Source organism: Palleronia sediminis (genome assembly GCF_004358695.1).
GTDB classification, from domain to species: Bacteria; Pseudomonadota; Alphaproteobacteria; order Rhodobacterales; family Rhodobacteraceae; genus Palleronia; species Palleronia sediminis.
The window spans coordinates 46,393-71,152 of the sequence record NZ_SNAA01000017.1 but is presented as its reverse complement, the minus strand read 5'-3'; the positions used below and the strand labels follow the sequence as shown (position 1 = coordinate 71,152).

The following is a 24,760-nucleotide window of genomic DNA, read 5'->3' as shown; positions in this document are numbered from 1 at the left end:
GCGCCCGTTGCCTAGAACCCGCCCCATGACACATGACGAGATCGCCGCGCTGTTCACGCGCTCGGACGGCAAATACACCTTCGCCCGCTGGGGCCGCCCCATCGCCCCGGTGGTGTTCGGGGTCGACGATGCCACGCTCGGCACCGTCAAGGGCGCGATCGAGGCGGTGGCCCGCCTGGCGCGGCTCGAGATCACCGAGATGGACCCCGAGTTGGGCGTGAACCTCATGGTGTTCTTTCTGCGCGATTGGGACGAATTGCGGTCGGTTCCCGATCTCGACCGGCTGATTCCCGATCTCGGGTCGCTGCTCGACCGGCTTCAGGCGTCCGGGGCGAACCAGTATCGCGTGTTCCGCTTCGACGGGGGCAACGCGATCCGGGCGGCCTTCGTCTTCGTGCGGCTCGACGCGGCCCTGTCGGCGGTCCCGGCCGAGGATCTGGCGCTCGCGCAGGCGGTGCAGACCGTCCTGCTGTGGTCGGACCGCGCCTTTACTGACCGCTCGCCGCTGGGACGGACCGAGGCGGGCCATGTGATCCTGCGCCCCGATATCGGCGATCTGGTCCGCGCGGCCTATGATCCGATCCTGCCGTCCTATGCCGACGACCCGGCCCATGCGCTGAGGCTGGCCGCGCGAATGGGGCGCGTCGCATGAGCCCGCATGTCTTTCCCGTGACGGTCTATTACGAGGATACCGACATGGGCGGGATCGTGTATCACGCCAATTACCTCAAGTTCATCGAGCGTGCGCGCTCGGACTGGGTGCGGGGCGAGGGCGTCGACCAGGTCGCGCTGCGCGCCCGCGGCATCGTCTTTGCCGTGCGCCGGATCGAGGCCGATTTCCGCGCGCCCGCCACGCTCGACGACAGGCTCGAGGTGGCGACCGAGGTGCTCGAGCGGACCGGCGCGCGGATCGTGCTGTCGCAAGTCGTCACCCGCGACGAGCGGCCCCTGTTCCGCGCGCGGGTCGAGCTTGCGGCCATCGACATGCATGGCGGCACGCCGCGCCGGCTTCCGGCGGAACTTCGCCGACCGGCGGGCGCGTGACCCCCGGCGGGCCGCCATCCTTCAAGCGATAGCTTTTCGCCGCCGCGTGGGATAGGTATGTGGCGAAAGGATCGCGCAAGACGATCCGCTGAACCGAAGAGCAGGCCCATGGAACCCGAAACGCTCGCCGCGGCGTCCGAAATCGACTTTTCGATGCTGGCCCTTTTCGCCCGCGCGACGATCACCGTCAAACTGGTGATGCTCATCCTGATCGCCGCGTCGATCTGGGGCTGGGCGATCACCATCCGCAAATACCTCGCCTTTCGCGCGGCCCGGTCCGAACAGGCCCGGTTCGAGGCCGCGTTCTGGTCGGGCGAGCCGCTGGACGAGTTGTACCGCACCCTCGGCCCCGAGCCCGACGGGCGCGCGGCCTCGGTCTTTGCCGCCGGCATGGGCGAATGGCAGCGCAGCCATGCCGATGACGGCCGGATGATACCCGGCGCGCAAAGCCGGATCGAGCGCAGCATGGATGTCGCCATCTCGCGCGAGGCCGACGATCTCGAACGAAGCCTGCCGATCCTCGCCACCATCGGCTCGACCGCGCCCTTCATCGGGCTGTTCGGCACCGTCTGGGGCATCATGAACGCCTTTGTCGAGATCGCCGAGCAGCAGAACACCTCGCTGGCGGTCGTTGCCCCCGGCATCGCCGAGGCGCTTCTGGCGACAGGGCTGGGGCTGCTGGCCGCGATCCCGGCGGTCGTGTTCTACAACAAGCTTTCGACCGATGCGGCGCGGATCGTCGGCGGCTACGAGGCGTTCTCGGACGAGTTCTCGACCATCCTGTCGCGGCAGATCGACGGCTGATGGGCGCGGGGACGATCTCGAACGCGCCGGTGCGGGGCGGTCACGGCGGGCGGCGGCGGCGGCGGTCCCGCGTGCGTCCGATGTCCGAGATCAACGTGACACCCTTTGTCGACGTGATGCTGGTGCTGCTCATCGTGTTCATGGTCTCGGCGCCGTTGTTGACGGTGGGGGTGCCCGTGCGCCTGCCCGAAACCGCCGCCGAAGCATTGCCCACCGAACAGGAGGAGCCGCTGACCGTCACGCTCGCCGAGGACGGGCGCGTTCTGCTGATGGCCAACGAGACGGAAAGCGCCGATCTCGTCGCCCAGCTCAGGGCGATCGCGGCCGAGCGCGAGACGCGGCGCGTGTTCCTGCGCGCCGACGGGGCGGTGCCCTATGCCCGCGTCGCCGAGGTGATGGGGGCGCTCAACGCCGGGGGCTTTCGTGATATCGGGCTCGTGACCGACGCGGGCGGACCGCGGCTCGACGGCACGGACAGGTAAGGTGGGGGGCCGCGTGGCCACGCCCTGACATGGATACCGCGTTCATCATATCGGCTTCGGCCCATGCCGCGCTCATCGCCCTGCTGATGTTGGGCGGGCTGTTCGAGCGCGAGCCGCTGCCCGCGCCCAGCGTGGCTGACGTGACGGTTCTGAGCGAGGAAGAGTTCGCGGCGCTCACCCGCCCCGAGATCGGCGACCCCGCGCCCGAGCCGGAGGTCGAGCCCGAGCCGGAGCCTGAGCCCGCCGCGGAGCCGGAGCCCGAGCCCGAGCCCGAACCGACGCCCGAGCCGACGCCCGAGCCGGAACCTGCCCCGGAGCCGGAGCCGGAGTCCGAACCGACGCCCGAGCCGATGCCGGAGCCCGAGCCGGCCCCGTCCGAGGCCCCCGACCTGCCGATCGCGCCCTCGGATTCGCCCCGCGCGGCGCCGCGCGTGTCGTCGGTCCCCGAGGCGCCCGCGCCCCCCGAAGCAGAGACCGCCGAGACGCGGACCGATGCGGTCGACCCCGATCCGACCGCCGAGGCGCCCGACCCGGTCGAGCCCGAGGCCCCTGCCGCGCCGCCCGAGACCGCGACCGAGATCGTGACCGAGGATGCCGATCCCGGCACGACCGTCGCGGGGGCCGCGCCCAGCACCTCGGCCCGGCCGCGAACGCGCCCGGCCCGTCCCACCCCGCCCGTCGAGACGCCGCAGACGCCCGCCCGCACCGCCGAAGCGGCGTCGGACAACGTGCAAAGCGCGGTGAACGACACGCTGTCGGGGCTTCAGGACATGGCCGAAACCGGTGCGGCGCTTGGCGCCCCCGCCGGGCCGCCCCTGTCTTTCGGCGAGAAAGAGGCGTTCCGCCTCGCCGTGCGGCGGTGCTGGCAGGTCGATACAGGCTCGGAAAGTGCGAACGTGACCGTCTCGATCCGGTTCGAGATGACGCCCGACGGCCGCGTGGTCGGCGACTCGCTGCGCCAGACGGCGGCATCGGGCGGAAGCGACGCGGCAATAAGGTCGGCCTTCGAACGCGGTCGTCGCGCGATTTTGCGATGCCAGAACGAAAATGGCGGTTATCAACTGCCGCAGGACAAATACGCTCACTGGCGCGAGGTCGAAGTGACCTTCAATCCGACAGACATGCGGATGCGCTGAACCGAACGGACCGGCGACCGCCCCACGGGCGCCGCCACGGAGGAAGATAGGATGGGACTGCCCCGAGTTTTTCGCGTCATCGCCCTGGCGCTTGCCGCGACCCCGATTGCACTCCCTGCGATGGCGCAGGACGGCCCCTTGCGGATCGAGATCACCGAGGGCGTGGTCGAGCCGTTGCCCATCGCGATCCCCACCTTTGTCGCCGAAGGGCCCGAGGCTGCCGAATGGGCCGAGCGGATCACCCAGGTCGTCGCCGATGACCTGGTCGGGACGGGGCTGTTTCGCCGCATCTCGTCCGACGCCTTCATCGCCCCCGTGACCGAGTTCACCCCCACCGTCGATTACGTCAACTGGAAAGCCATCAACGCGCAGGCGCTGGTGACGGGCGCGGTGTCGGTGGCCTCAGACGGGTCGCTCACCGTCAAGTTCCGCCTTTTCGACGTGTTCTCGGACGCGCCGCTGGGCGAGGGATTGCAGTTCCAGGGCGGGCAGGACGGCTGGCGCCGGCTCGCGCACAAGGTGTCCGACGCGGTCTATTCGCGCATCACCGGCGAGTCGGGCTATTTCGACAGCCGCGTGGTGTTCGTGTCGGAAAGCGGGCCCAAGAACGACCGCTCCAAACGGCTCGCCGTGATGGATTACGACGGCGCGAACATGCAGTTCCTGACGAATGCCGACGGCCTGACGCTCGCCCCGCGCTTCTCGCCCGAGGGCGACCGCATCCTCTATACCAGCTACGAGACCGGGTTCCCGCAGATCTACCAGCTCGATGTCGGATCGGTGACGCGGATCCCGCTGCCCGTGCCGGACGGGTCGATGACCTTTTCACCCCGCTATGCGCCTGACGGGCAAAGCATCGTGTTCTCGGCCGCCATCAACGGCAACAGCGACATCTATCGCCTGCAGCCGGGCGGGGCGCTGACCCAGCTTACCAATGCGGCCTCGATCGAAACCGCGCCCTCCTACAGCCCCGATGGCAGCCAGATCGTGTTCGAAAGCGACCGTTCGGGCACGCCGCAGCTTTACGTCATGCCCGCCTCGGGGGGCGAGGCGCGGCGAATCAGCTTCGGGCCGGGCCGCTACGGCACCCCCGTCTGGAGCCCGCGCGGAGACCTCATCGCCTTTACCAAGCAGAACGAGGGGCGGTTCCATATCGGCGTGATGCGCACCGATGGCAGCGAAGAGCGGCTGCTCACCGCGTCCTTCCTCGACGAGGGGCCGACATGGGCGCCGAACGGGCGCGTCATCATGTTCACCCGCGAAAGCGCCGGGGCCGATGGACAGCCGGCGCTCTATTCGGTCGATGTGTCGGGGCGCAACCTCAAACGGGTCGATGTGGACGGCATGGCGTCTGACCCCGCATGGTCGCCGCTTCTGCGCTGAGCATCAGTTTCCAACGGGGCGCATGGGTGCTAGAATCATCCGCGATCCATGCCGGCCGATAGGGCGCGGCCAAGAATATAGGGCATTCCGATGCGAGCATTCACCAAGATCGCGCTTGTTCTGGGCGTCGCCGGGCTGGCGGCCTGTTCCAGCCCCGACCGTTTTTCGGCGGTGGGGGACGGCTCGGGCTTTCCCACCGACCCCTCGGTGGGGGCCGGTCTCGGCGCCGGGCCGGGCGTGACCGGAAGCGGGATCAACGACCCGCGGTCGGTGGCCTATTTCAACCAGACCGTCGGCGACCGAATCCTGTTCGCCGTCGACCAGTCGACCCTGTCGGACCCCGCCCGCCAGACGCTGCGCGGGCAGGCCGAATGGCTGCTGGCCAACCCCGAATATACCGCCATCATCGAAGGCCACGCCGACGAGCAGGGAACGCGCGAATACAACCTCGCGCTCGGCGCGCGCCGGGCGGCATCGGTGCGCGACTATCTCGTGAGCGTCGGCGTCTCGGCCGGCCGTCTGCAAACCCTGACCTACGGCAAGGAACGCCCGATCGAGGTCTGCTCGACCGAGGATTGCTATGCCAAGAACCGTCGCGCGGTCACTGTGATCGCCGCCGGCGCCGCGGTGAGCTAGGGCAATGCGGTTGCGCGCCCTTGTTCTCTCTCTGGCCCTCGTGCCCGGCATCGCCGCCGCACAGGACGACCAGACGCTTGCCGATATCCGGCAGTCTCTGTCGGTGCTGTCGGTCGATCTGCAACGGCTTCAGCGCGAGCTGTCGACCACGGGCGGGGTCGGCACGTCGATCCAGGGGACGTCGGTGCTCGAGCGGGTCGACGCGATGGAGGCGGAACTCAGGCGACTGACCGCCGAGACAGAGCGGCTGCAGAACCGCATATCGCGGGTGGTGTCGGACGGGACCAACCGGATCGGCGACCTGACCTTCCGCCTTTGCGAGATCGAGGAGGGGTGCGATATCGGCGCCATCGGCGAGACGCCGCCTCTGGGCGGCGACGAGGCGGCCCCGCCGCCGCCCGCCCAGCCTGACCCGGTGACGGATGGCGCCCAGCTAGCCCTCGGCGAACAGGCCGATTTCGATCGCGCGAAGGAGGCGCTCGACTCCGGTAGCTTTCGCAGCGCCATCGACCTCTTTGCGGCCTTTACCGAGACCTATACCGGCGGCCCGCTGACCGGCGAGGCGCATTACCTGCGTGCAAAGGCGTTCGAGCAGCTGGGCGAGACGCAATCCGCCGCCCGCGCCTATCTCGAGGCGTTCTCGGGCCAGCCCACCGGCCCCCGCGCCGGCGATGCGCTGGTCGCGCTGGGCCTGTCGCTCGACACGCTGGGCCAGCGGGCGGATGCCTGCGTGACGCTGGGCGAGGCGATCACGCGCTTTCCCGACAGCACCGCCGCCGCAGAGGCACAGGCCGCGAGGGCAAGCCTGAGCTGTCCGTGACCGGTCCGGCGCTCGCGCCCGATGCGCTGGCGCTGATGCGCCACGACATGCGCTCGGGCCGCCGGGTCGGGCTTGCCGTATCGGGCGGCAGCGATTCCACCGCGCTGCTGGTGCTCGCCATCGAGGCGCTGGGCCCCGAGCCGCTCGTCGTCCTCAGCTTCGATCATCGCCTGCGCGAAGGGTCGGCTGCCGAGCTTGGTCGGGTGGCCGATTTCTGCGCCGGGCGGGGGATCGCGCATCGCACGCTGATCTGGACCGAAGGGGCGGGGCCGGGCAACCTTGCCGACGCGGCACGGCGCGCCCGGTATGAGGCGGTGGCCCGCGCGGCGCGTCTGGACGGTTGCGAGACGGTCGCGCTGGGCCATACCCGCGACGACCAGGCCGAAACGGTGCTGATGGGCCTTGCCCGGAATGCCGGGCTCGAGGGCTTGTGCGGGATGCGGCCGAGCTTTCGCCAGGGCGGCATCCGATTCCTGCGCCCGATCCTGCACGAAAGCCGCGCGACCTTGCGCCGGATGCTGGTGGAGAACGGGATCGGCTGGTCGGACGACCCGACCAATGCCGACCCGGCCTATCTGCGGACGCGCGCGCGCACAGCGCTTGCCGCGCTGGGCGATCTTGGCATCGACGCGGCGTCGCTTGCCGGTGCCGCCGAACGACTGGCCGATACGCGCAACGCCATCGCGCGGCTTTTGTCGGACTGGGCCATGCTGAACACGCGACAGGAGGGCGGCGATCTTTTGATCGACACCGATGCGCTGGCCACGCTCGCCCCCGACATGCAGCGCCGCGTCATGGGGTCGGCGATCCTGTGGCTGAACGGCGCGACATATGCGCCGCGCGCCCCGGCCCTTCTGCGTCTGGCGCAGGCGGGCGATGGCACTCTGGCGGGGGTGCGCGTCCTTGCCGATCGCGGCGCGCTGCGCCTCACCCGCGAGCTTGCGGCCGTCGGGCCCGACCGGCCCTGGGGGCAGGTCTGGGACGGGCGTTGGCGGATTTCGGGGCCGGGCGGGGCCGGGATGCGCATCGGCGCACTGGGTGCCGCGGGCCTGCGGGACTGCCCCGGCTGGCGCGAGACGGGGATGCCGCGCGCCACTCTCATGGCCTCGCCCGCCTTGCGCGACGACCGCGGCGGGCTGATCGCTGCGCCACTGGCGGGCTGGCCCAACGGGTTCACCGCGCGGCTGGCGGCCCCCCGCGACCATTTCCCGCGATGGATGATCCGCGATTGAATACGCACGCGGCGTGTATATCTAGGGTACCGGGACGGTCCGCCGCCCCCGAACCTTTTCAGGCCGGAGAGAATCCTTGGGAAATTCGCGCAATATAGCCTTCTGGGTCGTCCTGTTCCTGCTGGTGCTTTTGCTGTTCAACCTGTTCTCGGGCGGCCAGTCCTCGCTGAACACGCGAACCGTCAGCTATTCCGACTTCATCGAGCGGGTCGATAGCGGGGATATTTCCTCGGTGACGCTCGACGGCGAACGGGTGCTGTTCCGCGGCGCCGACGGCTCGGAATACAGCACGGTCCGCCCCGACGAGGGCGGTGAGCTGACCGACCGGCTGATCGCAAACGACGTCACGGTGAACGCCAAACCGCAGGAGCAGTCGGGCTTTACCGCCGTTCTGCTGTCCTTCCTGCCTTTCATCCTGCTGATCGGCGTCTGGATCTACTTCATGAACCGGATGCAGGGTGGCGGCAAAGGCGGCGCCATGGGGTTCGGCAAGTCCAAGGCCAAGCTGCTGACGGAAAAGCACGGTCGCGTGACCTTTGACGACGTGGCCGGCATCGACGAGGCCAAGGACGACCTCGAAGAGATCGTCGAATTCCTGCGCAACCCGCAGAAGTTCTCGCGCTTGGGCGGCAAGATTCCCAAGGGTGCGCTGCTGGTCGGCCCTCCGGGCACCGGCAAGACGCTGCTGGCGCGCGCCGTCGCGGGCGAGGCCGGCGTGCCGTTCTTCACCATTTCGGGCTCCGACTTCGTCGAGATGTTCGTGGGCGTCGGCGCAAGCCGCGTGCGCGACATGTTCGAGCAGGCGAAAAAGAATGCGCCCTGTATCGTCTTCATCGACGAGATCGACGCCGTCGGCCGGTCGCGCGGCGTGGGCTATGGCGGCGGCAACGACGAGCGCGAGCAGACGCTGAACCAGCTTCTCGTCGAGATGGACGGTTTCGAGGCGAACGAGGGCATCATCATCGTCGCGGCCACCAACCGCCCCGACGTGCTCGACCCCGCGCTGCTGCGTCCCGGCCGTTTCGACCGCCAGGTGCAGGTACCCAACCCCGACATCAAGGGCCGCGAAAAGATCCTCGGCGTTCATTCGCGCAAGGTGCCTCTCGGCCCCAATGTCGACCTGCGGATCATCGCGCGCGGCACGCCCGGCTTTTCGGGCGCCGATCTCGCCAACCTCGTGAACGAGGCGGCGCTGATGGCGGCACGTGTGGGCAGGCGGTTCGTCACCATGGACGATTTCGAGAATGCCAAGGACAAGGTCATGATGGGCGCCGAGCGTCGGTCCATGGTCATGACCGAGGACGAAAAGCGCCTGACCGCCTATCACGAGGCGGGCCATGCCATCGTCGGCCTGAACGTCCCGCAGCACGATCCCGTCCACAAGGCGACGATCATCCCGCGCGGTCGGGCGCTCGGCCTCGTGCTCAGCCTGCCCGAACGGGACCAGCTTTCGGTGAGCTACACGAAATACACCTCCAAGATCGCGATGGCGATGGGCGGCCGCGTTGCCGAAGAGCTCAAGTTCGGCAAGGAGAACGTGACCAGCGGCGCGGCATCGGACATCCAGCAGGTGACCAAGATCGCCCGCGCATTGGTGACGCAGTTCGGCTTTTCCGAGGAACTGGGCTATGTCGATTACGCCAATGAACAGCAGTCCTACCTGGGTGGCTATTCCGGCGGCTCCAACCACTCCGCCGCCACGCAGCGGATGATCGACGAAAAGGTCAAGGAACTCATCGACGAGGGGTACGAGACCGCCAAGCGCATCCTGACCGAAAAGCGCGAGGAATGGGAACGGCTCGCGCAGGGGCTTCTCGAATACGAGACCCTCACCGGCCCCGAGATCATGAAGGTCGTGAACGGCGAGCCGCTGAACCGTGGCGAGGATGATGACGGCTCCGGTCCGGGCGAGACGTCGTCGATCGCCTCGATCCCCAAGACCCGCCCCAAGTCCAAATCGGGCGATAGCGGGATGGAGCCAGAGCCGACCTGATCGGCTGGCACCCCGAGGATACGGACCCGCGCCCCACCGGCGCGGGTCTTTTCGTTTGCGGGGCGGGCCGCTAAGCCGGGGGCGTTCCCACAGATCGGACCTGTCATGCCCGCACTGATCCCCACCGACCATACCGGCCGCATCGTCTGGCTTGGCCATGTCCCCCATCGCGACCGGCCCGTCGTCGAAGGCGCGCCGGTCGACGAGATGCCCCTGGGTTTCGGCGGGCTCGTGGGCGAGGTTCATTCCGGCGTCACGCGGCCGTCCTGCTCGCGGGTCGTGGCACTCCATCCCAAGGGAACCGAGATCGCCAATACGCGGCAGATCACGATCCTCTCGGCCGAGGATCTGGCCGCGATCGCCGCCGATATGGGGCTCGACCGGGTAGAGCCGGGTTGGCTCGGCGCCTCGATCGTTGTCGAGGGCATCGCGGATTTCACCCATATCCCCCCGTCGTCCCGCCTTCAGGCGCCGGACGGCACCACGCTTGTCGTCGACATGGCGAACCGCCCCTGTCACCTGCCGGCCCTCACCATCGAGGAACGGGTCGGCCCCGCGGGAAAAGAGTTCAAGCGTGCGGCAAAGGGGCGACGCGGCGTGACCGCCTGGGTCGAACGGCCGGGCAGGTTGAGCCTCGGCGATACCCTCCGGATTTTCATCCCCGATCAGAGATCCTGGAACGCGCCCTGATGCGGCCATAATCCGCTCACGTTTTCATGAAGGAACCTTACAGAGCAATCCGCGCTTGACAGTCAAACGAATCGGAAAGTTCTGATAATGAAAACGATGATCGCGATCCATGGCGGCTTTCTTCTCGGGCTGGTCCTCGCTGCCGCCGCCCTGATCTGACAGGCTGTATCCAACCGCTCCCCGCCCTTCCTCACAGCGGCGGGGGGCGCAACCGGGCCGCGAACCGGTCCGCGAACCGGTCCGCCCTCTCTTTCCCTTACAACTAGGCCCGCGCCAGACGCGGCACCGGCACCATGCAGGGATGCGGCCCCGTGAGGATCGCGCGTGCCTGATCGCCCATGACCGCGCGGATCGGTGGCGCCGTGCAGTCGAGCCCACCGGTAAAGGTGCCGAAGGCCGGCAGGATCAGCCGCGCGCCATTGGTCACGAAACACCGCCGCGAGACGCGCTTGCCCCCCAGCCCGAGGCCGAGCTTGGGGTGGTAATGTCCCGATACCTCGCCCACGCCGCAGGGCGTGGCGATATGGCGAAAGACGATGCGACCCAGCTCGCACGATTCCACTGTTTCCTCGCACGATTCCACTGTTTCACCGCCCGGATCGCTACCGCCGGGATCGTGATTGCCCGCGATCCACACCCAACGGCGGCCTCCGACCAGATCCGCCAGTTCCGCACGCTCGGCCGCGCTCAGCGCATCACGCGCCGCGTCGTCATCGAAGGAATCGCCCAACGCCACCACGATCTCGGGCCCAAGCTCCTTGATCTCGCCCAGCAAACGCGCCAGCGTGTCCGCGATCTCGTAAGGAGGAAGCTGCGCACGACCCTTGCGGGCAAAACGCTCGGCCTTGCCGAGGTGCAGATCCGCCACGACAAGGCACCGCCGCGCCGCCCACCACAGCGCACCGGTGCCGCGCGCGGTCAGCCGCTCTCCGGCAAAGTCGAAATCGAGTGCGTTCATCCTGTGTTCCTAGCGCAGCAGGGCGAATCCGCGCAAGCGGCCCCCTCTTCTCTTTCCAAATACCCGATCGCTGCCGCCGACCCCGAGTGCCCCGTTCAGAACGGCGCGCGCCAGCGGCGTCCGGCCTCGGCCGGGTCGATCTCCAGCCCGGCGGCATCCATCAGGCGCTGCGCCTCGGTCGCCAGCAGCCGCTCGGTCCCCGCGCCCTCGACCGGCACGCGGCCCGCCTCGAGAAACAGGGGCGCGGCGAGCGGGGTGGGCCGGTCGCAGCGGACATGGTCGATCCGCCCCGAAACGCGGGCCAGCATCTCTTCGATGCGGCCGAAATCGACCAGCCCGCGCAACGCCTCCTGGCGGGTGATCTCGAGCAGCAGATGGTCGGGGTCGTATTTCCGCAGCGTGTCGTAGAGGATATCGGCCGAGAACGCCGCCTGCCGGCCGCTCTTGCGTTGCCCGCGGGTCTGCCTGTCGATCAGCCCCGAAATCACGGCAACCTGTTTGAAGGTCCGTTTCATCACCGCGTTGCCCGCCAACCAGGTCTCGAAACCCGCGCGCAGATCGGGCCCCGAGAATAGCGGCGCGGGATCCTCCAGCGCGCGCAGCCCCCAGATCAGCGTGGCGTAATCGGTCGCGACGAAACCCAGCGGGTCGAGCCCCTCGGCCTCCATCCGCGCGGTGACGAGCAGCCCCAGCGTCTGCATGGCGTTGCGCCCGGCGAACCCGTAGACGCAGGTAAAGGCCCGGCCGCCGAACGGAAAGCTCTCGACCAGCAGCCGGTCGGCCTGCGGTAGGCGCGAGCGCGCGCGTTGCAGGCGAAGCCAGTCGCGCGTGGCGGGCGGCAGCTCGGGCCAGTCGTCCTGCCGGAACATCTCGAGGATGCGCTGCGAAAGCTGGGTCGAGGTGGCGAATTTCGTGCCCATGAAGGTCGCGATGCGGGGCGGTTTCTCGGGGCGGCGCGTGACCTCGACCACCATTTCGCGCAGGTTCTCGTAGCGCACGATCTCGCCCCCGATCAGGAAGGTGTCGCCCGGCGACAGGGTGGCGGCGAAACCTTCCTCCACTTCGCCCAGGGGCATCCCGCCGCGTCGGTTCTTGAGCCTCACCTTGACGAGGTCGGTATCCATGATCGTGCCGATATTCTGACGGATCCGCTGCGTGCCGCGCGGATCGCGCAGCCGCCACAGGCCATCGACCTGCATCAGCCGCTGCCATTGGTCATAGCGACGCAGCGCATAGCCGCCGGTCGCCACGAAATCGAGACAGGCATCGAAGTCTGCGCGGCCGAGGCTCGCGTAGCTGCCCGCGCTCGTGACCTCGGCAAACAGGTCGTCGGCGCGGAATGGCCCCGAGGCGGCGCGGATCAGGATATGCTGGCACAATACGTCACGCGGTCCCGGCCCGCGCGGCTCACCGTCCAGGTCGCGCGCCTTGACCGCCTCGAGCGCGGCGAGGCATTCGACCACTTCAAAACGGTTCGCGGGCACCAAGAGCGCCTTGGACGGCGCGTTGTAGCGGTGGTTCGCCCGGCCGATCCGCTGGACGAGGCGTTTGACGTTCTTGGGCGCGCCGATCTGGATCACCAGGTCGACATCGCCCCAGTCGATCCCGAGATCGAGCGATCCGGTGCAGACGATCGCGCGCAGCTGTCCCGCGACCATCGCCGCCTCGACCCGCGTGCGCTGCTCGCGCGACAGGGCGCCGTGATGGATGCCGATGGGCAGGGCGCCCTCGTTCTGCAGCCAGACCTCGTGAAAGAACAGCTCGGCCTGTGCGCGGGTATTGTGAAAGATCAGCGTCGTGCGGTGCCTTGCGACCTGATCGAGAACGGCCGGCACGGCATAGCGCCCGCCGCCCCCCGCCCAGGGCGGTGCCGCGTCGGTCTCGAGCATCGCGATATCCGGGTCGGGGCCGGGATCGGCGAACAGGATGCCGCAGGGGTCGGGATGGCGCGCGAGAAAGGCGGCGATGGCCGCGGGGTCCTCGACCGTGGCCGACAGCCCGACCCGGCGCAGGCCGGGCACCATCGCCTGAAGCCGCGAGAGCGCCAGCATCAACTGGTCCCCGCGCTTGGATTCCGCCAACGCATGGATCTCGTCGACGACGATCCGTTGCAGCCCGGCAAAGATGCGGGGCGCGTCCTCGTAGGAAATCAGCAGCGCGAGGCTTTCGGGGGTGGTCAGCAGGATATGCGGCGGATCGGCGCGCTGGCGTCGGCGTGTCGTGGCCGAACTGTCGCCGGTACGGTCCTCGATCCGTATGGGCAGGCCCATCTCGGTGACGGGCGTGGTCAGGTTGCGCCGGATATCGGCGGCCAACGCCTTGAGCGGCGAGACATAGAGCGTGTGCAGGCCGTCATGGCGCCCCTCGGCAAGCTCGATCAGGGTGGGCAGGAAGCCTGCGAGCGTCTTGCCGCCACCGGTGGGCGCGATCATCAGCGTCGCCGGCTCGTGTGCGCGTTCGAGCATCTCTTGCTGGTGGGGGTGGACGGTCCAGCCGCGCGTGGCGAACCAGTCGGCAAATGGGGGGGGCAGGGCGGTCATGGCCCCGATCTAATGCGTGCCGGCGCGATCCGACAGGTGCCCAAAGCCCCTCCCTGCGATCTGGCCGTCAAAGGGCCGAGGCATCGCGTCACATGACGCCGCGATCACATCGCCAGCGGCGCAAGATAGAGCCCCAGCATCAGCACGCAGAGACATCCCAACCCGAAATCGAACCGCCGCCGCCATGCGGGCGCCGCGTCGAGCCCCAGATACCGCGCGAGGATGATGCGGGCCTTCCACCAGGCCAGGACCAGCACGGCGACCCCCGAGGCCACCGGCCAATGCACCCAGAGCCCCGATGCGGCCAGCGCCGTCGATCCGAGGCTCAGCGCGATCAGGGTCGCCCACGCGATATAGAGCGCCCGTTCGGTCATCGCAGCAGGTAGATCACGGGGAAAAGCAGCACCCAGACCAGGTCGACCATGTGCCAGAAGGCCGTCGCGTCCTCGATATTCTCGACGGTGTCGCGCCAGGCCACCAGCGGCAGAAGAACGACCCCCGCCGCGACATGGGCCGCGTGGAACCCGGTCAGCAGGAAGTAGAAGTTAAAGAACGGATGCGTGTCCCAGACGATGCCGGCCGCGGATTTCGACGCGAACTCGGCCCCCTTGATCCAGAGGAACAGCACGCCCAGCAGCGCCGCCGAAATCAGCAGGAGCCGCGCCTTGCCCCTTTGGCCCAGTTGCCGCATCCGGTAGGCCATCGCCGCCAGAAAGCCGCTGGTGATGAGGACCACGGTATTGATCCCCGCCGCCCGGCGGTCGAGCATGTCCTGCGCCTGCGCGAACCCTTCGGGGTCGGTGATCCGCACCGACAGGAACACGGCAAGCCCGGCGGCGAATACCGCCAGTTCGCTGACGATCAGGATCCACATCAGCAATTCGCCGGGAAGTTCGTCGGACGCGTGCGGCTGCCTCATGGCGCGGGCCTTTCGTTGACGCGGGCGCACCGCTGGCCGGGGTCATGCCCCGCTTTGGCGCCGCTCCGCAAGGGTGTCCGTCGCGTCGGCCAGCCACCGCAATTCGGCCGCATGCGCCTCGGCCTCGGTCTCGCCCTCGCGCTGGCCGCGCAGCAGGGCGCGGGCCAGCGTGAAATAGCCCGGACCGGGCAGGCCGTCGCGCCCGCGACTGACCGCGCGTGCGGCGACAAAGGGGCGCCCCGCGGCGGCGTCCTCGCGCATCGTCGTCTCGAGCGCGCGCGTGACCTTGGCCACCGAGCCGGGCGTCCAGAGCTCCAGCCCGCGGGCGAGCGCGCCATAGGTGATCGGCGCCGCGTCCATCGGCAGGGCCTCGAGATGGGCGCGGACGCGGGCGGCAAGGTCGTCCTGGGCGCCGGCCGAGACGGCGGCGGCGCGCGGCGGCGGCACCTCGCGGGCGCTGCCATCGGGGCCGATCTCGGCCGCCCAGGCGCGGTGCGCGCTGCGCAGGACGATCCGCGTCTTGCCTGCATCGCGGCCCTCGCCCGCCTCGGTCACGCCGACGACATCGCCGTTCTGCAACCCCGCGCGCAGGGCCTCGGGGCTCAGCCCGAGACGCGGCGCGAGATAGGCCGGATCGACGGTGATCCGCCCGTCCTCCCACGCGATCACATCCGCCGGAACAGGGCGGTTCAGCATCGGCGACGGCCCTTCGTCGCGGGTGTAGAAGGGGCTGTCGCCCGCGTCGTGGTCGGTCAAGTCGACGATCTCACCGATCCGGGGCAGGGCGGCGCGCAGCATCCGCTCGACCCCCTGGCGCAGGGTCGCGGCCGAGGCGGCGCAGCCCTGACAGCCGCCCGACATGCGCAGAAAGACGGTATCGCCCTCGACACGCTCGACCGAGATATGCCCGCCATGCGCGGCGACGGCGGGGTTCACCTGGCGGTTCAGCAGATCCTGAACCTCGTGAAAGAGCTCGGCATCGGGGTCGGGCGCGCCGCCCGGGGCATTCCCCAACGGCGCATCGGTTTCGGCCATGACGGTCCGGATCGCGGCCGCGATGGCGGGTTTCAGCGCCGTCCACGCGACCGCGTCGGTCTTTTTCACCCAGATCGTCGCGCCTGTGACCTCGATCCGGCAGACGCCGCCAAGCTCGAACAGGGCGCGGGCCAGCGGCGCGTCGCCGGGCGCCTCGAACCGGGCCGAGCGCCCGTCCTGTACCGGCTCGTCCAGCACGAAGCCCATGACGCTGTCATCGCCGGCCGAGCCTTGGGCCCGGATACGCAGGCGCGTGGCGCTGTCAGACATCCTCCAGCTCCGTTCCGGCCATCTCGCGAAGGGCGCCGAACGGGTAGATCCCCGATTCGTGCCCGTCGCTGAAGGTCATGCCCAGGGCGTAGTTCCCGACGCTCCACACCCGCAGGAGCGACAGGTCGAGCGGCACGTTCGCGGGGTCGAGCAACCGCTTGCCGGTCATCTCGTCGCGGCACTTGGCACAGGTGCAGGCCAGCCGAAGATCCCTGTCGGCGAGGCGCTGCCGCGACCCGTCGGCCCAGTCGAGCACCAGCGCCCCGTCGTCATGGTCGATCGCGACGAGGCGGTCGCGCGGCCCGTCGGTCAGGGGCGCGGCGGGGGCGGGTTTGCCGGCGCCGTCGGCCAGCGTCCAGGCAAAGGGCGTCGCGATCCCCGCCATGTGGTCCTTGCCCGCGGCCAGGGCGCGCGCGATGTCGCGATAGGCCTGCGCGGCCGGGCTGCTGGGCGCGGCACGGACCAGCGGCCGGCCATCATCCCCGCAATCCACGACTGTGGGGTCGAGCGGGACGGCGCCTAGAAAGGCCACGCCGATCTCGTCCGCGATGGCCGCGCCGCCGCCCTGGTGAAAGATATGCGTGACGCTGCCGCAATCCGGGCAGGTAAAGCCGCTCATGTTCTCGATCACGCCGAGGATCGGGACATTCACCTGCTCCATCATGCGCAGCCCGCGGCGGGCGATCTTGAGGCTGACATCCTGCGGCGTGCTGACGACCACCGCGCCGGTCAGCGGGAAAGCCTGCGCCAGCGTCAACTGGATGTCACCGGTGCCGGGCGGCAGGTCGAGCAGCATGACGTCGAGCTGTCCCCAATCGACCTGGCGCACGAACATCTGGAGGTATTTCGTCACCATCGGGCCGCGCAGGATGGCGGGCTTGTCGTCATCGGTCAGCATCGCCATCGAGATGACCTTGACCCCGTGGGCCTGTGCCGGGATCACCTTGCCGTCGGGCGACATGGCCGGCTTGTCGGTCGAGACGCCCAGCATTCGCGGGATCGAGGGGCCGTAGATATCGGCATCGACCACGCCCACCGACAGGCCGGCATCGGCCATGGCGACGGCGATATTCGCGGTCACGGTGGATTTTCCGACGCCGCCCTTGCCGCTGCTGATGGCGATCATGCGGGGGGCTGTTTGGGGGTCAGGCTGCGCCATCGCGCTCTCCTTCCGATGCCGGCCCTGGGGTCGGCGTGTAACTTGCACAAAGTTTGACGATATCGGCTTCGGCCAGTTCGGCCGCCATGCAGGCGCAATAGGCGCCGTTGCCCGAGGTTCCGAAATGGCCGCAATCGGCGCAGGTGCCAAAGGCGGGTCCGTCGCGCCGCACCGCAAGCGCCGAGCTGAGCCGAGACAGGGTCGCGAGAAACCGATCCCGCTCGGCCCGGTCGAGAATGTCGATCACGCCCACGAGATCGCCCAGCGGGTCGCGTTCGAGCATCGCCTGCCCGAGGGGGCTGAGGTCGAAACAGACGCTGCGCCCGTCGCGGGCCGAGGGCCTGCGCGTAACGAGCCCCTGCCGTTCGAGCGATTTTACGATCTGCGAGGCGGTGCCGCGCGTCGTGGCCTGAAAGCTGGCAAAGGCCGATGGCGTGCGGGTGCTGCGATTGGCATGGGCAAAGAACCGCAGACAGGTCCATTGCGCCGCCGTCAGGTCCGAGCCCGAGGTTTCGCACCGCGCCGCGCGGCCGAGATGAACCAGAAGCTGCGCGATCCGGTCAGGGGTGTGAAGCGTATCAGCCATGCCGAACTGATAGCGAAACGAAACCAGTTTGGCAATCGCCCGCCACCCTTGGCGAGGGCGGCGGGGTGCGACCCGATGGCGCGCGCGGGGCTAGTGTTCGACCTCGCACTCCTCGACGAACAGGTTGGCCCAGGCGCGGTCGATCAGTTCGGGCGACATCTGCGGCGCAATCCCCTCGAACGCGCAAATCGAAAGCATCTGGTCGATCAGGAACACGGGCTGATAATTCGCGTAGACGTTGCCGATGGTCGGGTATTTCACCTTGAGCAGGTGAACCAGCGCGGCCTCGTTCAGCGGCATCCCCTTTCTCTTGGCCACGAGGGCAAAGATCTTAAGGAAATCCTCGCGCGAGGGGCCGTCGATCCTGACCTTGTAGGCGATCCGCCTCAGCGCCGCCTTGTCGAAGATCTTTTCGGGGTGGAAATTCGTAGAGAAAATCACGAGCGTATCGAACGGAACCTCAAATTTTTCGCCCGATTGAAGGGCAAGAATGTCCTTTCCCTCCTCCAGCGGGACGATCCACCGATTGATGAGCGCCTGCGGGGGATCGGCCTGCCGCCCGAGGTCGTCGACGATGAATACGCCCCCCGTCGATTTGAGCTGAAGCGGCGCCTGGTAGGTGCGCGACACCGGGTTGAACACGAGGTCGAGCATGTCGAGCTTGAGCTCGCCCCCCGTCACCACGGTGGGGCGGTCGCAGCGGATGTAGCGCGCATCGTGGCGCGGCGTGCAGCGCAGCGACGTGGGGTCGTCGGCGGTCTCTTCGGCTGCGCTGTGCACGATAGGGTCATAGACGCTGATGATCTGGCCGCCATATTCGATGGCGTGGGGCACGTAGATCCGGTCGCCCAGCGCATCGCGGATCCCGTTCGAGATCGACGATTTGCCGTTGCCGGGCGGGCCGTACATCAGGATCGACTTGCCCGATCCGACCGCGGGCCCGAGCTGGTCGATCAGCGACGGCGGCAGGATCAGATGGCCCATCGCGCGGGTGAGCTGCGGCCGCGTCAGGGCCATGTTGCGCAGCGACTGGCGTTTGACCTGCTCGGCATAGACGGCCATCGGCACCGGCATGGGGCCGAAATACTCGGACTGGGCCAGCGCATCCTGCGCCCGCTTGCGCCCCGCATCCGACAGCCGGAACCCCATCTCGCCGCTGCCCCCGGCATGAAGCGTCCCGGTCGCCTCGAGCAGGGCCGCGGTGCGGGCCGCGTCGATCAGCGTCTGGGTCAGGGCGCGCGTCAGGCAGATGCGCCGCGCGATCTCGGGCGCGGTTTCTGCGCCGGTGCGGAACATAGTCTTGAGCAGGATATCGGTCACGAGAACCGGGGACAGGCCAAGCGCCTCGGTCGTCCTGGGCGCAGCGGGGGCAAAGCCGGGATCGGTCGGGATGTTCACGGGATTACGGGCCTCCGGGTCATGGTATCGCCGCCGCGCTTTCCAATTTTGGCCATGCGGTCGGGTCAGGATCGTTTGTGACCGGCGGATGCGCCCGTATTGTGGCGAAATAGCGGAATGAGGCAGGACACATGAGCAGGTTTCACCGGATCGCCCTGCCGGTCTTCGGCCTCGCGATGATCGCGGTTCTGGGCGGCTTGTCCTTGATGAAGGGTGGGTTCTACGGCTCGCTCTATGACGGCGACATGCTTCACCTCGCCGATATCGTCCTGCGCATGGCCGACGGGCAGATGCCGCATCGCGATTTCATGACCCCCATCGGGCCGCTGGCCTTCTGGCCGATCTCGGGGCTGGTCGCGGCGGGGCAGGGGATCGGCCTCGCCATGGTGGGCGGACAGGTCGCGATGGCTCTGGCGATCCTGCCCCTCGCCCTATGGGCGGCGGCAAGCCGGTTCGCCGGCTGGACCGGTTTCGCCTTTCTCGCCGCGACCTGTCTCTTGCCGCTCGCGCTGGTGCAAGGGGGCGATGTCGCGGGGCTGTCGATGTCGATGCACTACAACCGATGGGCCTGGGCGCTGGCCTTCGTCGCGGTCGCGGTGGGCGTGCTGCCCGCGCGGCGCGAGGCGCCGATCCTGGACGCGCTGGCCATCGGACTGCCGATGGCGGGGCTCGTGCTCATCAAGGTGACTTACGTACTGGCGCTGGCCCCGGCGATTATCGTGGTCCTGGCGGCACGCGGCGATTGGCGGCGCCTGGGCGCTGCTGTGGCCGTGGGGATCGCGACGCTCGGTGCGGCGACCGCGTGGCTGGGCCTCGGTTTCTGGGAGGGGTATGTCACCGACCTCCTCGCCGTCGCCAATTCGCCCGGACGCTCGTATCCCGGTCTGCCGCTGGGCGAGCTTCTGGTGGCGCCGGGGCTCATCGCGGGCCATGCGCTGGCGCTGCTGTCGGTGATCCTGCTGCGCCGTGGCGGCCAGCGCGAGCTTGGGCTGGGACTGCTGTTCGCGCTGCCGGGGTTCGTCTATGTCACCTGGCAGAATTTCGGGCACGATCCGGTCTGGTTCGTGCTGTGGGGGCTCGTCCTGTGGGCGGCACTCGACACTGCCGGGCGCCGCGCCGCGCCGGGCTATATCGCCGTCGCCATGCTGGCGCTCGGGGTGCCGATATTCTCGAACTACGCGGTGAGCCCGCTGCGCCATCACGCCGAAAAGCCGGGCGATTTCCGTGCCGTTTTCGCCGGTACGCGCCATGACGATTTCGTCATACTCGCCGACCGGATGGAACAGCTCGACATGTCGCGGGCGGGCGAGCGCGATTTCCCCGAGGTGTTCGCCCGCATGGCCGAGGCCGACAGCCGCGAGGGCAAGCCTGCGATCCTCGGGGGCGAGACCCTGCCCACCTGCAAGCTGTCCAACGCGCTCGTCGGCTGGTTTCCCGCCATCGTGCGCGACATCGAACGGGCGGTGCCCGAGGGCGATCTGCGGATATTCTCGGCCGACCTGCTCAACCCGCTCTGGATCTATTCCGACCGCATCGCGCCGCTCGAGGGTGGCACGCCCTGGCATTACGACGGGCTGCCGGGGATCGAGAACGCCACCCATGTCTTCGTGCCGCTTTGCCCCTCGAGCCTGTTCGTCCGGTCCGAGACGCTTGCCGCGCTGAACGCCCGCGGCGACCTGCACCCCGTCGAGGTGGCCCGCAACGATCTCTATATCCTGCTGCGGCTCGACGGCTCAGCCCAAGGCGCAGAGCCAGAGATAGACGATCAGCGTGGGACCGAGGGCCAGGCCCATCGGGAAACGCGGCGAGGTCCAACTGACCCAGCCTGAGCCCACGCGGCGCCCGACCCCCAGCCCGCGCGCCGCGCGATGAAGGGCAAAGCTCGCCAGCAGCATGACGCTGAGGATCATGAGGACCGGCATCGTGTCACGTACCGCGATGAAGGGGGCGGCGGCGGCCATGAACTTGGCGTCGCCCGCACCCAGCCCGCCGATCATGTTGGCGAAGAACCCGAATAACAGGATCACCGCGAAGTTCAGCCAGCCCCAGGCCCAGAACTCGAACGGCAGTACCAGCGGCCCCACCAGCGCGTAGATCGCCAACAGGATCGCCACCGCGAGGTTGCGGATCTTCATCTCGGTGAGGTCGGTCCAGGCCACCCAGAGACAGACGGGCGCGACCAGCGGCAAGAGCCACAGCGCCGCGCGGTCCGGGAACACCAGGCCCGCCGCGAAATGCGTCAGCGACCACTCCACGGCGTCAGTTGGTGACGTTGGCGTCGAGCGCGGCCAGCGCGCGGGCCGCCGGCTCGAAATGCTGGGGATGGGTCTCGACGGCTTCTTCGAGCAGCGAGCGGCCGGTCGCGACATCGCCGCGTTTGATCGCGGCCAGCGCCAGCGTGTGCAAAAGCTGGGCCTTTTCGATCTGGGTCATCTTGACGACGGGCAGGTCGTAATTGCCCTGCGATCCGCGCGCGAGAACGAGGTTGTTCTTGGCCGTGAAAAGGCTGCCATCATGGCTCAGCGCGCGGGCGAAAAGCCGTTCGGCTGCCGCGTAATCGCCACGGCTGAGCTTTGAATAGCCCCAGTTGTTCAGGATGCCCGCGGGTTTCAGCGTCAGCCCCGCGGCCGTCTCGTAGAAACTGTCGGCGCGGGTCCAGTCGCCCTTGCTGTCGGCGACCATGGCCTCGAGCTTGTAGCGTTCGTAGGTCTCGACGGTGGGCGGGATACGATCGAGCTGCGCCTTGGCACCGGTCCAGTCGCCCGCCCGGATCAGGGCGCCGGCCAGTTCCACCCGGTCCTCGGGGGTGCCGCCCGGCCCGTCCGCCACCTGTGCCCAGATGCCGGCCGCCTCGGCGGGTTGCTTGGCGCGCACCAGCGACCGCGCCAGCCCGCGCTTGAGTTCGGGGCGGTCGGGGTTTTGCGTCGCGGTGCGGCGGAAATAGGCGACCGCCTCGGCCGGGTCCGCCGCGGACATCATGACCTCGTTGAGATTCGCCTCGTCGATGACGTTGATATCCTTGAGCGCGCGCTGAACCTCGGCCTCGTCCGACCGGTCGCCGCATGCCGAAACGGCAAGCGCGCAAATCACAAGTGTCACGAATGGTTTATGGCGCATCGCCCGCGTTCCCAGCCTGCCCGCTCAGGCCCCGTCTTCCGCTGCGCCGAGGATCAGGAAATCGCCCCGACCCCGCCGCACCAGCGCGAAGCTCTCTTTTTCGGGGTCAGCATATGCCGGATCGTCGCGTTTTGCGAGCGCGCGGGCAAGATTCGCCCGTATGGCGTCACTTTGGCCACTGTCATTGGCAAAGGCCGCGCGAAAGACCTCGGCCGCCTCGGCGGTGCGGCCGGTCTCCATCAGGACGACGCCCAGATTGTTCAGCGCCGGCACGAATGTCGGGTCGCGATCCATGGCGTCGCGCAACCGCTCCTCGGCCTGGCCGAGCCGGCCCAGCCGCAGATCGGCCGATCCGAGCGCCGAGAGGATATCGACATCGAACCCGCGTTCGAGCGCAGCGCGCAAATAGGCCTTGCGCGCAAGCTCGAACTCGCCCGCGCGCATGAGCCTGTGGCCCACGGTCAGGCCGTCGACGGCCTCTTCGTCCCGGTCCACCCCCGCGGGCGCAAAGGGATCGGCGGGCGCGTCGGGCGTGTCCGCGCAGCCCGTAAGGGCCAGCGCGGCGAGCGCGGCAAGCGTGATCGCGCGCAACCCGGTCACATTCCGATCTGTCCGAAGGTTTCGATGATGCTGTGGATCGAGGGGCCGAGCAGGATGATGAGCAGCGGCGGGACGCAGAACATCATCGTCGCCAGCGTCATCTTGGTGGGCAGGGTGTTGGCCTTTTCCTCCGCCCGCATCACCCGCTTGTCGCGCATCTCCGAGGCATAGACGCGCAGCGCCTCGGCGATCGAGGTGCCGAAGGCCGCGGACTGTATCAGCACGGTGACGAAGTTGGCGACATCGGGCACGCCAGCCCGTTCGGCCATGTCCTTGAGCACGGTGGGCTTGTCCTTGCCCGCTTTCACCTCGTAGGCGACGATCTGGTATTCGTCGGCCAGCGCCGGATAGCCCGACCTGATCTCGGTCGCGACCCGCGCGATGGAATGGTCCATGGATTGCCCGGCCTCGACGCAGACCAGCATCATGTCGAGACTGTCGGGAAAGCCGTTGGTGATTTCCTCGCGCCGTTTCTGCAACCGTTTCGTCACCCAATAGCGCGGCAGCATGTAGCCCACGGCGCCCGGAATCAGCGTCCAGAGGATCATCGACTGCGTCGTCACCTCGCCGTTCTGGGCGCGCGACAGGGCCAGGAACAGGCCGATGACCAGCGCCCCGATCCCGAGGGCGAACTGCGCGAAATGGAACATGCGGATCGCGTTCGGGCTGCGATAGCCCGCCTGCAACAGCCGCAGCTTGACGGCCGAGAATTCCTCGGCGTTCTGGGGTTCGAGAAAGGTCGAGAATTTCTCGAGCTTGTCCTTGTTGCGCCCGCCAAGGCGGAGCGATTGCACGTCCCCGTCCTGACGGCGGCGTTCGTCGCGGGTCCGCTCCTTGAGCTTCTGCATCGGGTCGGGGCCCTTGCCGAGCAGAAAGGGCAGGGTGGCCAGCACCAGTACGAGGCCCAGCCCGCCGACCGCGATCAGCGGCCCCGCGGGCCCGAGCGTTCCGGTCAGCATGTTCATCAGAGCATCCATCGGGCGGGCCTCATACCTTGATATCGACGAGCGAACGCATGACGAAGATGTTCGCGATCAGGAACCCCGCCACGACGAGGCAGGCGGGGATGAAATACTGGGTTTCCTTGACCGCGTCGTAATAGTTCGGCTGCAACAGGTTCACCATGACCAGCGCCCCGAGCGGGAAGGCCGACAGGAACATGCCCGACCACTTGGCCTCGGCGGTGATGGCCTTGACCCGGCGGAACAGCTTGAACCGCGACCGGATCACCCCGGCGAGGCCGGCAAGCACCTCGGCCAGGTTGCCGCCCGATTGCTGCTGGATCGTGACCGCCACGGCGAGAAAGCGCAGATCCTGCATGTCGAGCCGCTCGGCCATGGATTTCAGCGCCTCGCCCACGTCGCGGCCATAGGCGGCCTCGTCCGCGATCACGCCCATCTCCGAGCCGAGCGGGTCGGGCACCTCTTTCGCGACGGCGTTCAGCGCCGAGGAAAACGGATGGCCGACCCGCAGGCTGCGCACCATCAGCTCGACCGCGTCGGGCAACTGTTCCTCGATCAGGGCCATGCGTTTCTTGGCCCGGTTGTTGATCCAGACATAGATGCCGCCGACGCCCATCAGGATGCTGACGCCAAAGCGGATGGTGCCCGAGGCCGTCGTGCCCAGCGTCAGCGCGACATAGGAGAACACGGCCAGCGCCGCCATCATCATGATGAGCTGCGAGGGGGTGAAGGCGATATTCGCGCGCTGCGCCTTTTCGGCGAGGATCGCGTAGATCGGGATGCGCTGGCTGCGGATATGCTGCGTCATCTCCTTGCGGAGCTGGTCGAGAACCTCTTCGCGGTTCTTGCCCTTTTCGAGCATCTCGAGACGGCGATTGACGCGGCTGTTGAGGCTGATCGACTTGCCGAACACCGTCAGATAGACGCCCTCGACCAATAGCAGCACCGCGAAGAAGATCGCGCCGTAGACGACAAGATCGAAACTGATGCTCATGT

The 24,760-nt window shown here is 68.3% G+C and carries 25 protein-coding genes; 12 read left to right on the top strand and 13 right to left on the bottom strand.

The features are described 5' to 3' along the window. Positions 1-25: 25 nt before the first annotated feature. The 11 genes from E2L08_RS13965 (at position 26) to E2L08_RS13915 (ending at position 10,220) form a co-directional block, all read left to right on the top strand. Positions 26-652, top strand: a complete 627-nt coding sequence (locus E2L08_RS13965; protein WP_133397710.1) for a hypothetical protein — start codon at positions 26-28, stop codon at positions 650-652. After that, positions 649-1,044 carry a tol-pal system-associated acyl-CoA thioesterase gene (ybgC, locus tag E2L08_RS13960; RefSeq protein ID WP_133397709.1) on the top strand — a complete coding sequence of 132 codons (396 nt, stop codon included), beginning with the start codon at positions 649-651 and terminating at the stop codon, positions 1,042-1,044. The genes E2L08_RS13965 and ybgC overlap by 4 nt, the downstream gene beginning before the upstream one ends. 108 nt (positions 1,045-1,152) lie before the next feature. Next, a complete protein-coding gene (gene tolQ / locus E2L08_RS13955) occupies positions 1,153-1,848 on the top strand; it encodes a protein TolQ (RefSeq protein WP_133397708.1) in 696 nt (231 codons plus the stop codon). Next, positions 1,848-2,330: an ExbD/TolR family protein gene (locus tag E2L08_RS13950; RefSeq protein ID WP_133397707.1), complete on the top strand. Its 483-nt coding sequence runs from the start codon at positions 1,848-1,850 to the stop codon at positions 2,328-2,330. Before tolQ ends, E2L08_RS13950 begins: the two co-directional genes overlap by 1 nt. Before the next feature lie 29 nt (positions 2,331-2,359). Continuing rightward, on the top strand, positions 2,360-3,466 hold the full coding sequence (tolA, locus tag E2L08_RS13945; protein WP_133397706.1) for a cell envelope integrity protein TolA: 1,107 nt from the start codon (positions 2,360-2,362) through the stop codon (positions 3,464-3,466). Positions 3,467-3,517: 51 nt separating this feature from the next. Next, positions 3,518-4,849, top strand: coding sequence for a Tol-Pal system beta propeller repeat protein TolB (gene tolB / locus E2L08_RS13940; protein WP_133397705.1), 1,332 nt, complete (start codon positions 3,518-3,520; stop codon positions 4,847-4,849). 90 nt (positions 4,850-4,939) lie between these two features. Continuing rightward, positions 4,940-5,485, top strand: coding sequence for a peptidoglycan-associated lipoprotein Pal (gene pal, locus E2L08_RS13935; RefSeq protein ID WP_133397704.1), 546 nt, complete (start codon positions 4,940-4,942; stop codon positions 5,483-5,485). A 4-nt stretch (positions 5,486-5,489) separates the two neighbouring features. Further along, entirely contained in the window at positions 5,490-6,305 is an 816-nt protein-coding gene (ybgF, locus tag E2L08_RS13930) for a tol-pal system protein YbgF (protein WP_133397703.1), read from the top strand. Continuing rightward, the gene (tilS, locus tag E2L08_RS13925; protein WP_133397702.1) at positions 6,302-7,537 is read left to right on the top strand and encodes a tRNA lysidine(34) synthetase TilS; all 1,236 of its coding nucleotides are present in this window, start codon (positions 6,302-6,304) and stop codon (positions 7,535-7,537) included. Before ybgF ends, tilS begins: the two co-directional genes overlap by 4 nt. A 76-nt stretch (positions 7,538-7,613) precedes the next feature. After that, positions 7,614-9,530: an ATP-dependent zinc metalloprotease FtsH gene (gene ftsH, locus E2L08_RS13920; protein WP_133397701.1), complete on the top strand. Its 1,917-nt coding sequence runs from the start codon at positions 7,614-7,616 to the stop codon at positions 9,528-9,530. Between the two features lie 105 nt (positions 9,531-9,635). Beyond that, positions 9,636-10,220: an MOSC domain-containing protein gene (locus E2L08_RS13915; RefSeq protein WP_133397700.1), complete on the top strand. Its 585-nt coding sequence runs from the start codon at positions 9,636-9,638 to the stop codon at positions 10,218-10,220. A gap of 262 nt (positions 10,221-10,482) precedes the next feature. On the opposite strand, the gene pdeM is transcribed toward E2L08_RS13915, so the two are convergent. The 8 genes from pdeM to E2L08_RS13875 form a co-directional block, all read right to left on the bottom strand. Beyond that, entirely contained in the window at positions 10,483-11,178 is a 696-nt protein-coding gene (pdeM, locus tag E2L08_RS13910) for a ligase-associated DNA damage response endonuclease PdeM (protein ID WP_133397699.1), read from the bottom strand. A gap of 95 nt (positions 11,179-11,273) precedes the next feature. Then, a complete protein-coding gene (locus tag E2L08_RS13905) occupies positions 11,274-13,718 on the bottom strand; it encodes a ligase-associated DNA damage response DEXH box helicase (RefSeq protein ID WP_133397698.1) in 2,445 nt (814 codons plus the stop codon). 104 nt (positions 13,719-13,822) lie between these two features. After that, the gene (locus E2L08_RS13900; protein WP_133397697.1) at positions 13,823-14,092 is read right to left on the bottom strand and encodes a nitric oxide reductase F protein; all 270 of its coding nucleotides are present in this window, start codon (positions 14,090-14,092) and stop codon (positions 13,823-13,825) included. Then, the gene (locus tag E2L08_RS13895) at positions 14,089-14,637 is read right to left on the bottom strand and encodes a cytochrome c oxidase subunit 3 (RefSeq protein WP_133397696.1); all 549 of its coding nucleotides are present in this window, start codon (positions 14,635-14,637) and stop codon (positions 14,089-14,091) included. Before E2L08_RS13895 ends, E2L08_RS13900 begins: the two co-directional genes overlap by 4 nt. Positions 14,638-14,679: 42 nt before the next feature. Continuing rightward, on the bottom strand, positions 14,680-15,942 hold the full coding sequence (locus E2L08_RS13890) for a DUF6522 family protein (RefSeq protein WP_133397695.1): 1,263 nt from the start codon (positions 15,940-15,942) through the stop codon (positions 14,680-14,682). Further along, positions 15,935-17,068, bottom strand: a complete 1,134-nt coding sequence (locus tag E2L08_RS17385) for an MRP-like and DUF971 domain-containing protein (protein WP_276321533.1) — start codon at positions 17,066-17,068, stop codon at positions 15,935-15,937. Before E2L08_RS17385 ends, E2L08_RS13890 begins: the two co-directional genes overlap by 8 nt. Before the next feature lie 19 nt (positions 17,069-17,087). Continuing rightward, the gene (locus tag E2L08_RS13880; RefSeq protein ID WP_133397693.1) at positions 17,088-17,687 is read right to left on the bottom strand and encodes a MarR family winged helix-turn-helix transcriptional regulator; all 600 of its coding nucleotides are present in this window, start codon (positions 17,685-17,687) and stop codon (positions 17,088-17,090) included. Positions 17,688-17,777: 90 nt separating this feature from the next. After that, complete coding sequence (locus E2L08_RS13875; protein WP_133397692.1) at positions 17,778-19,085, bottom strand: DUF8689 domain-containing protein; 1,308 nt, start codon at positions 19,083-19,085, stop codon at positions 17,778-17,780. 131 nt (positions 19,086-19,216) lie between these two features. Here E2L08_RS13875 and E2L08_RS13870 point away from each other — a divergent pair, with 131 nt between their 5' ends. Next, a complete protein-coding gene (locus E2L08_RS13870) occupies positions 19,217-20,914 on the top strand; it encodes a DUF2339 domain-containing protein (RefSeq protein WP_133397691.1) in 1,698 nt (565 codons plus the stop codon). On the opposite strand, the gene E2L08_RS13865 is transcribed toward E2L08_RS13870, so the two are convergent. The 5 genes from E2L08_RS13865 to E2L08_RS13845 are packed head-to-tail and all read right to left on the bottom strand — an operon-like array spanning position 20,819 to position 24,758. Further along, positions 20,819-21,340: a prepilin peptidase gene (locus E2L08_RS13865; RefSeq protein ID WP_240758240.1), complete on the bottom strand. Its 522-nt coding sequence runs from the start codon at positions 21,338-21,340 to the stop codon at positions 20,819-20,821. The genes E2L08_RS13870 and E2L08_RS13865 overlap by 96 nt on opposite strands. A 4-nt stretch (positions 21,341-21,344) precedes the next feature. After that, positions 21,345-22,202: a tetratricopeptide repeat protein gene (locus E2L08_RS13860; RefSeq protein ID WP_133397689.1), complete on the bottom strand. Its 858-nt coding sequence runs from the start codon at positions 22,200-22,202 to the stop codon at positions 21,345-21,347. A 24-nt stretch (positions 22,203-22,226) separates the two neighbouring features. Further along, the gene (locus E2L08_RS13855) at positions 22,227-22,802 is read right to left on the bottom strand and encodes a tetratricopeptide repeat protein (protein ID WP_168771160.1); all 576 of its coding nucleotides are present in this window, start codon (positions 22,800-22,802) and stop codon (positions 22,227-22,229) included. Then, positions 22,799-23,767, bottom strand: coding sequence for a type II secretion system F family protein (locus tag E2L08_RS13850; RefSeq protein WP_370450689.1), 969 nt, complete (start codon positions 23,765-23,767; stop codon positions 22,799-22,801). The genes E2L08_RS13855 and E2L08_RS13850 overlap by 4 nt, the downstream gene beginning before the upstream one ends. 22 nt (positions 23,768-23,789) lie before the next feature. Further along, positions 23,790-24,758: a type II secretion system F family protein gene (locus tag E2L08_RS13845; RefSeq protein WP_133397687.1), complete on the bottom strand. Its 969-nt coding sequence runs from the start codon at positions 24,756-24,758 to the stop codon at positions 23,790-23,792. Positions 24,759-24,760 lie beyond the last annotated feature (2 nt).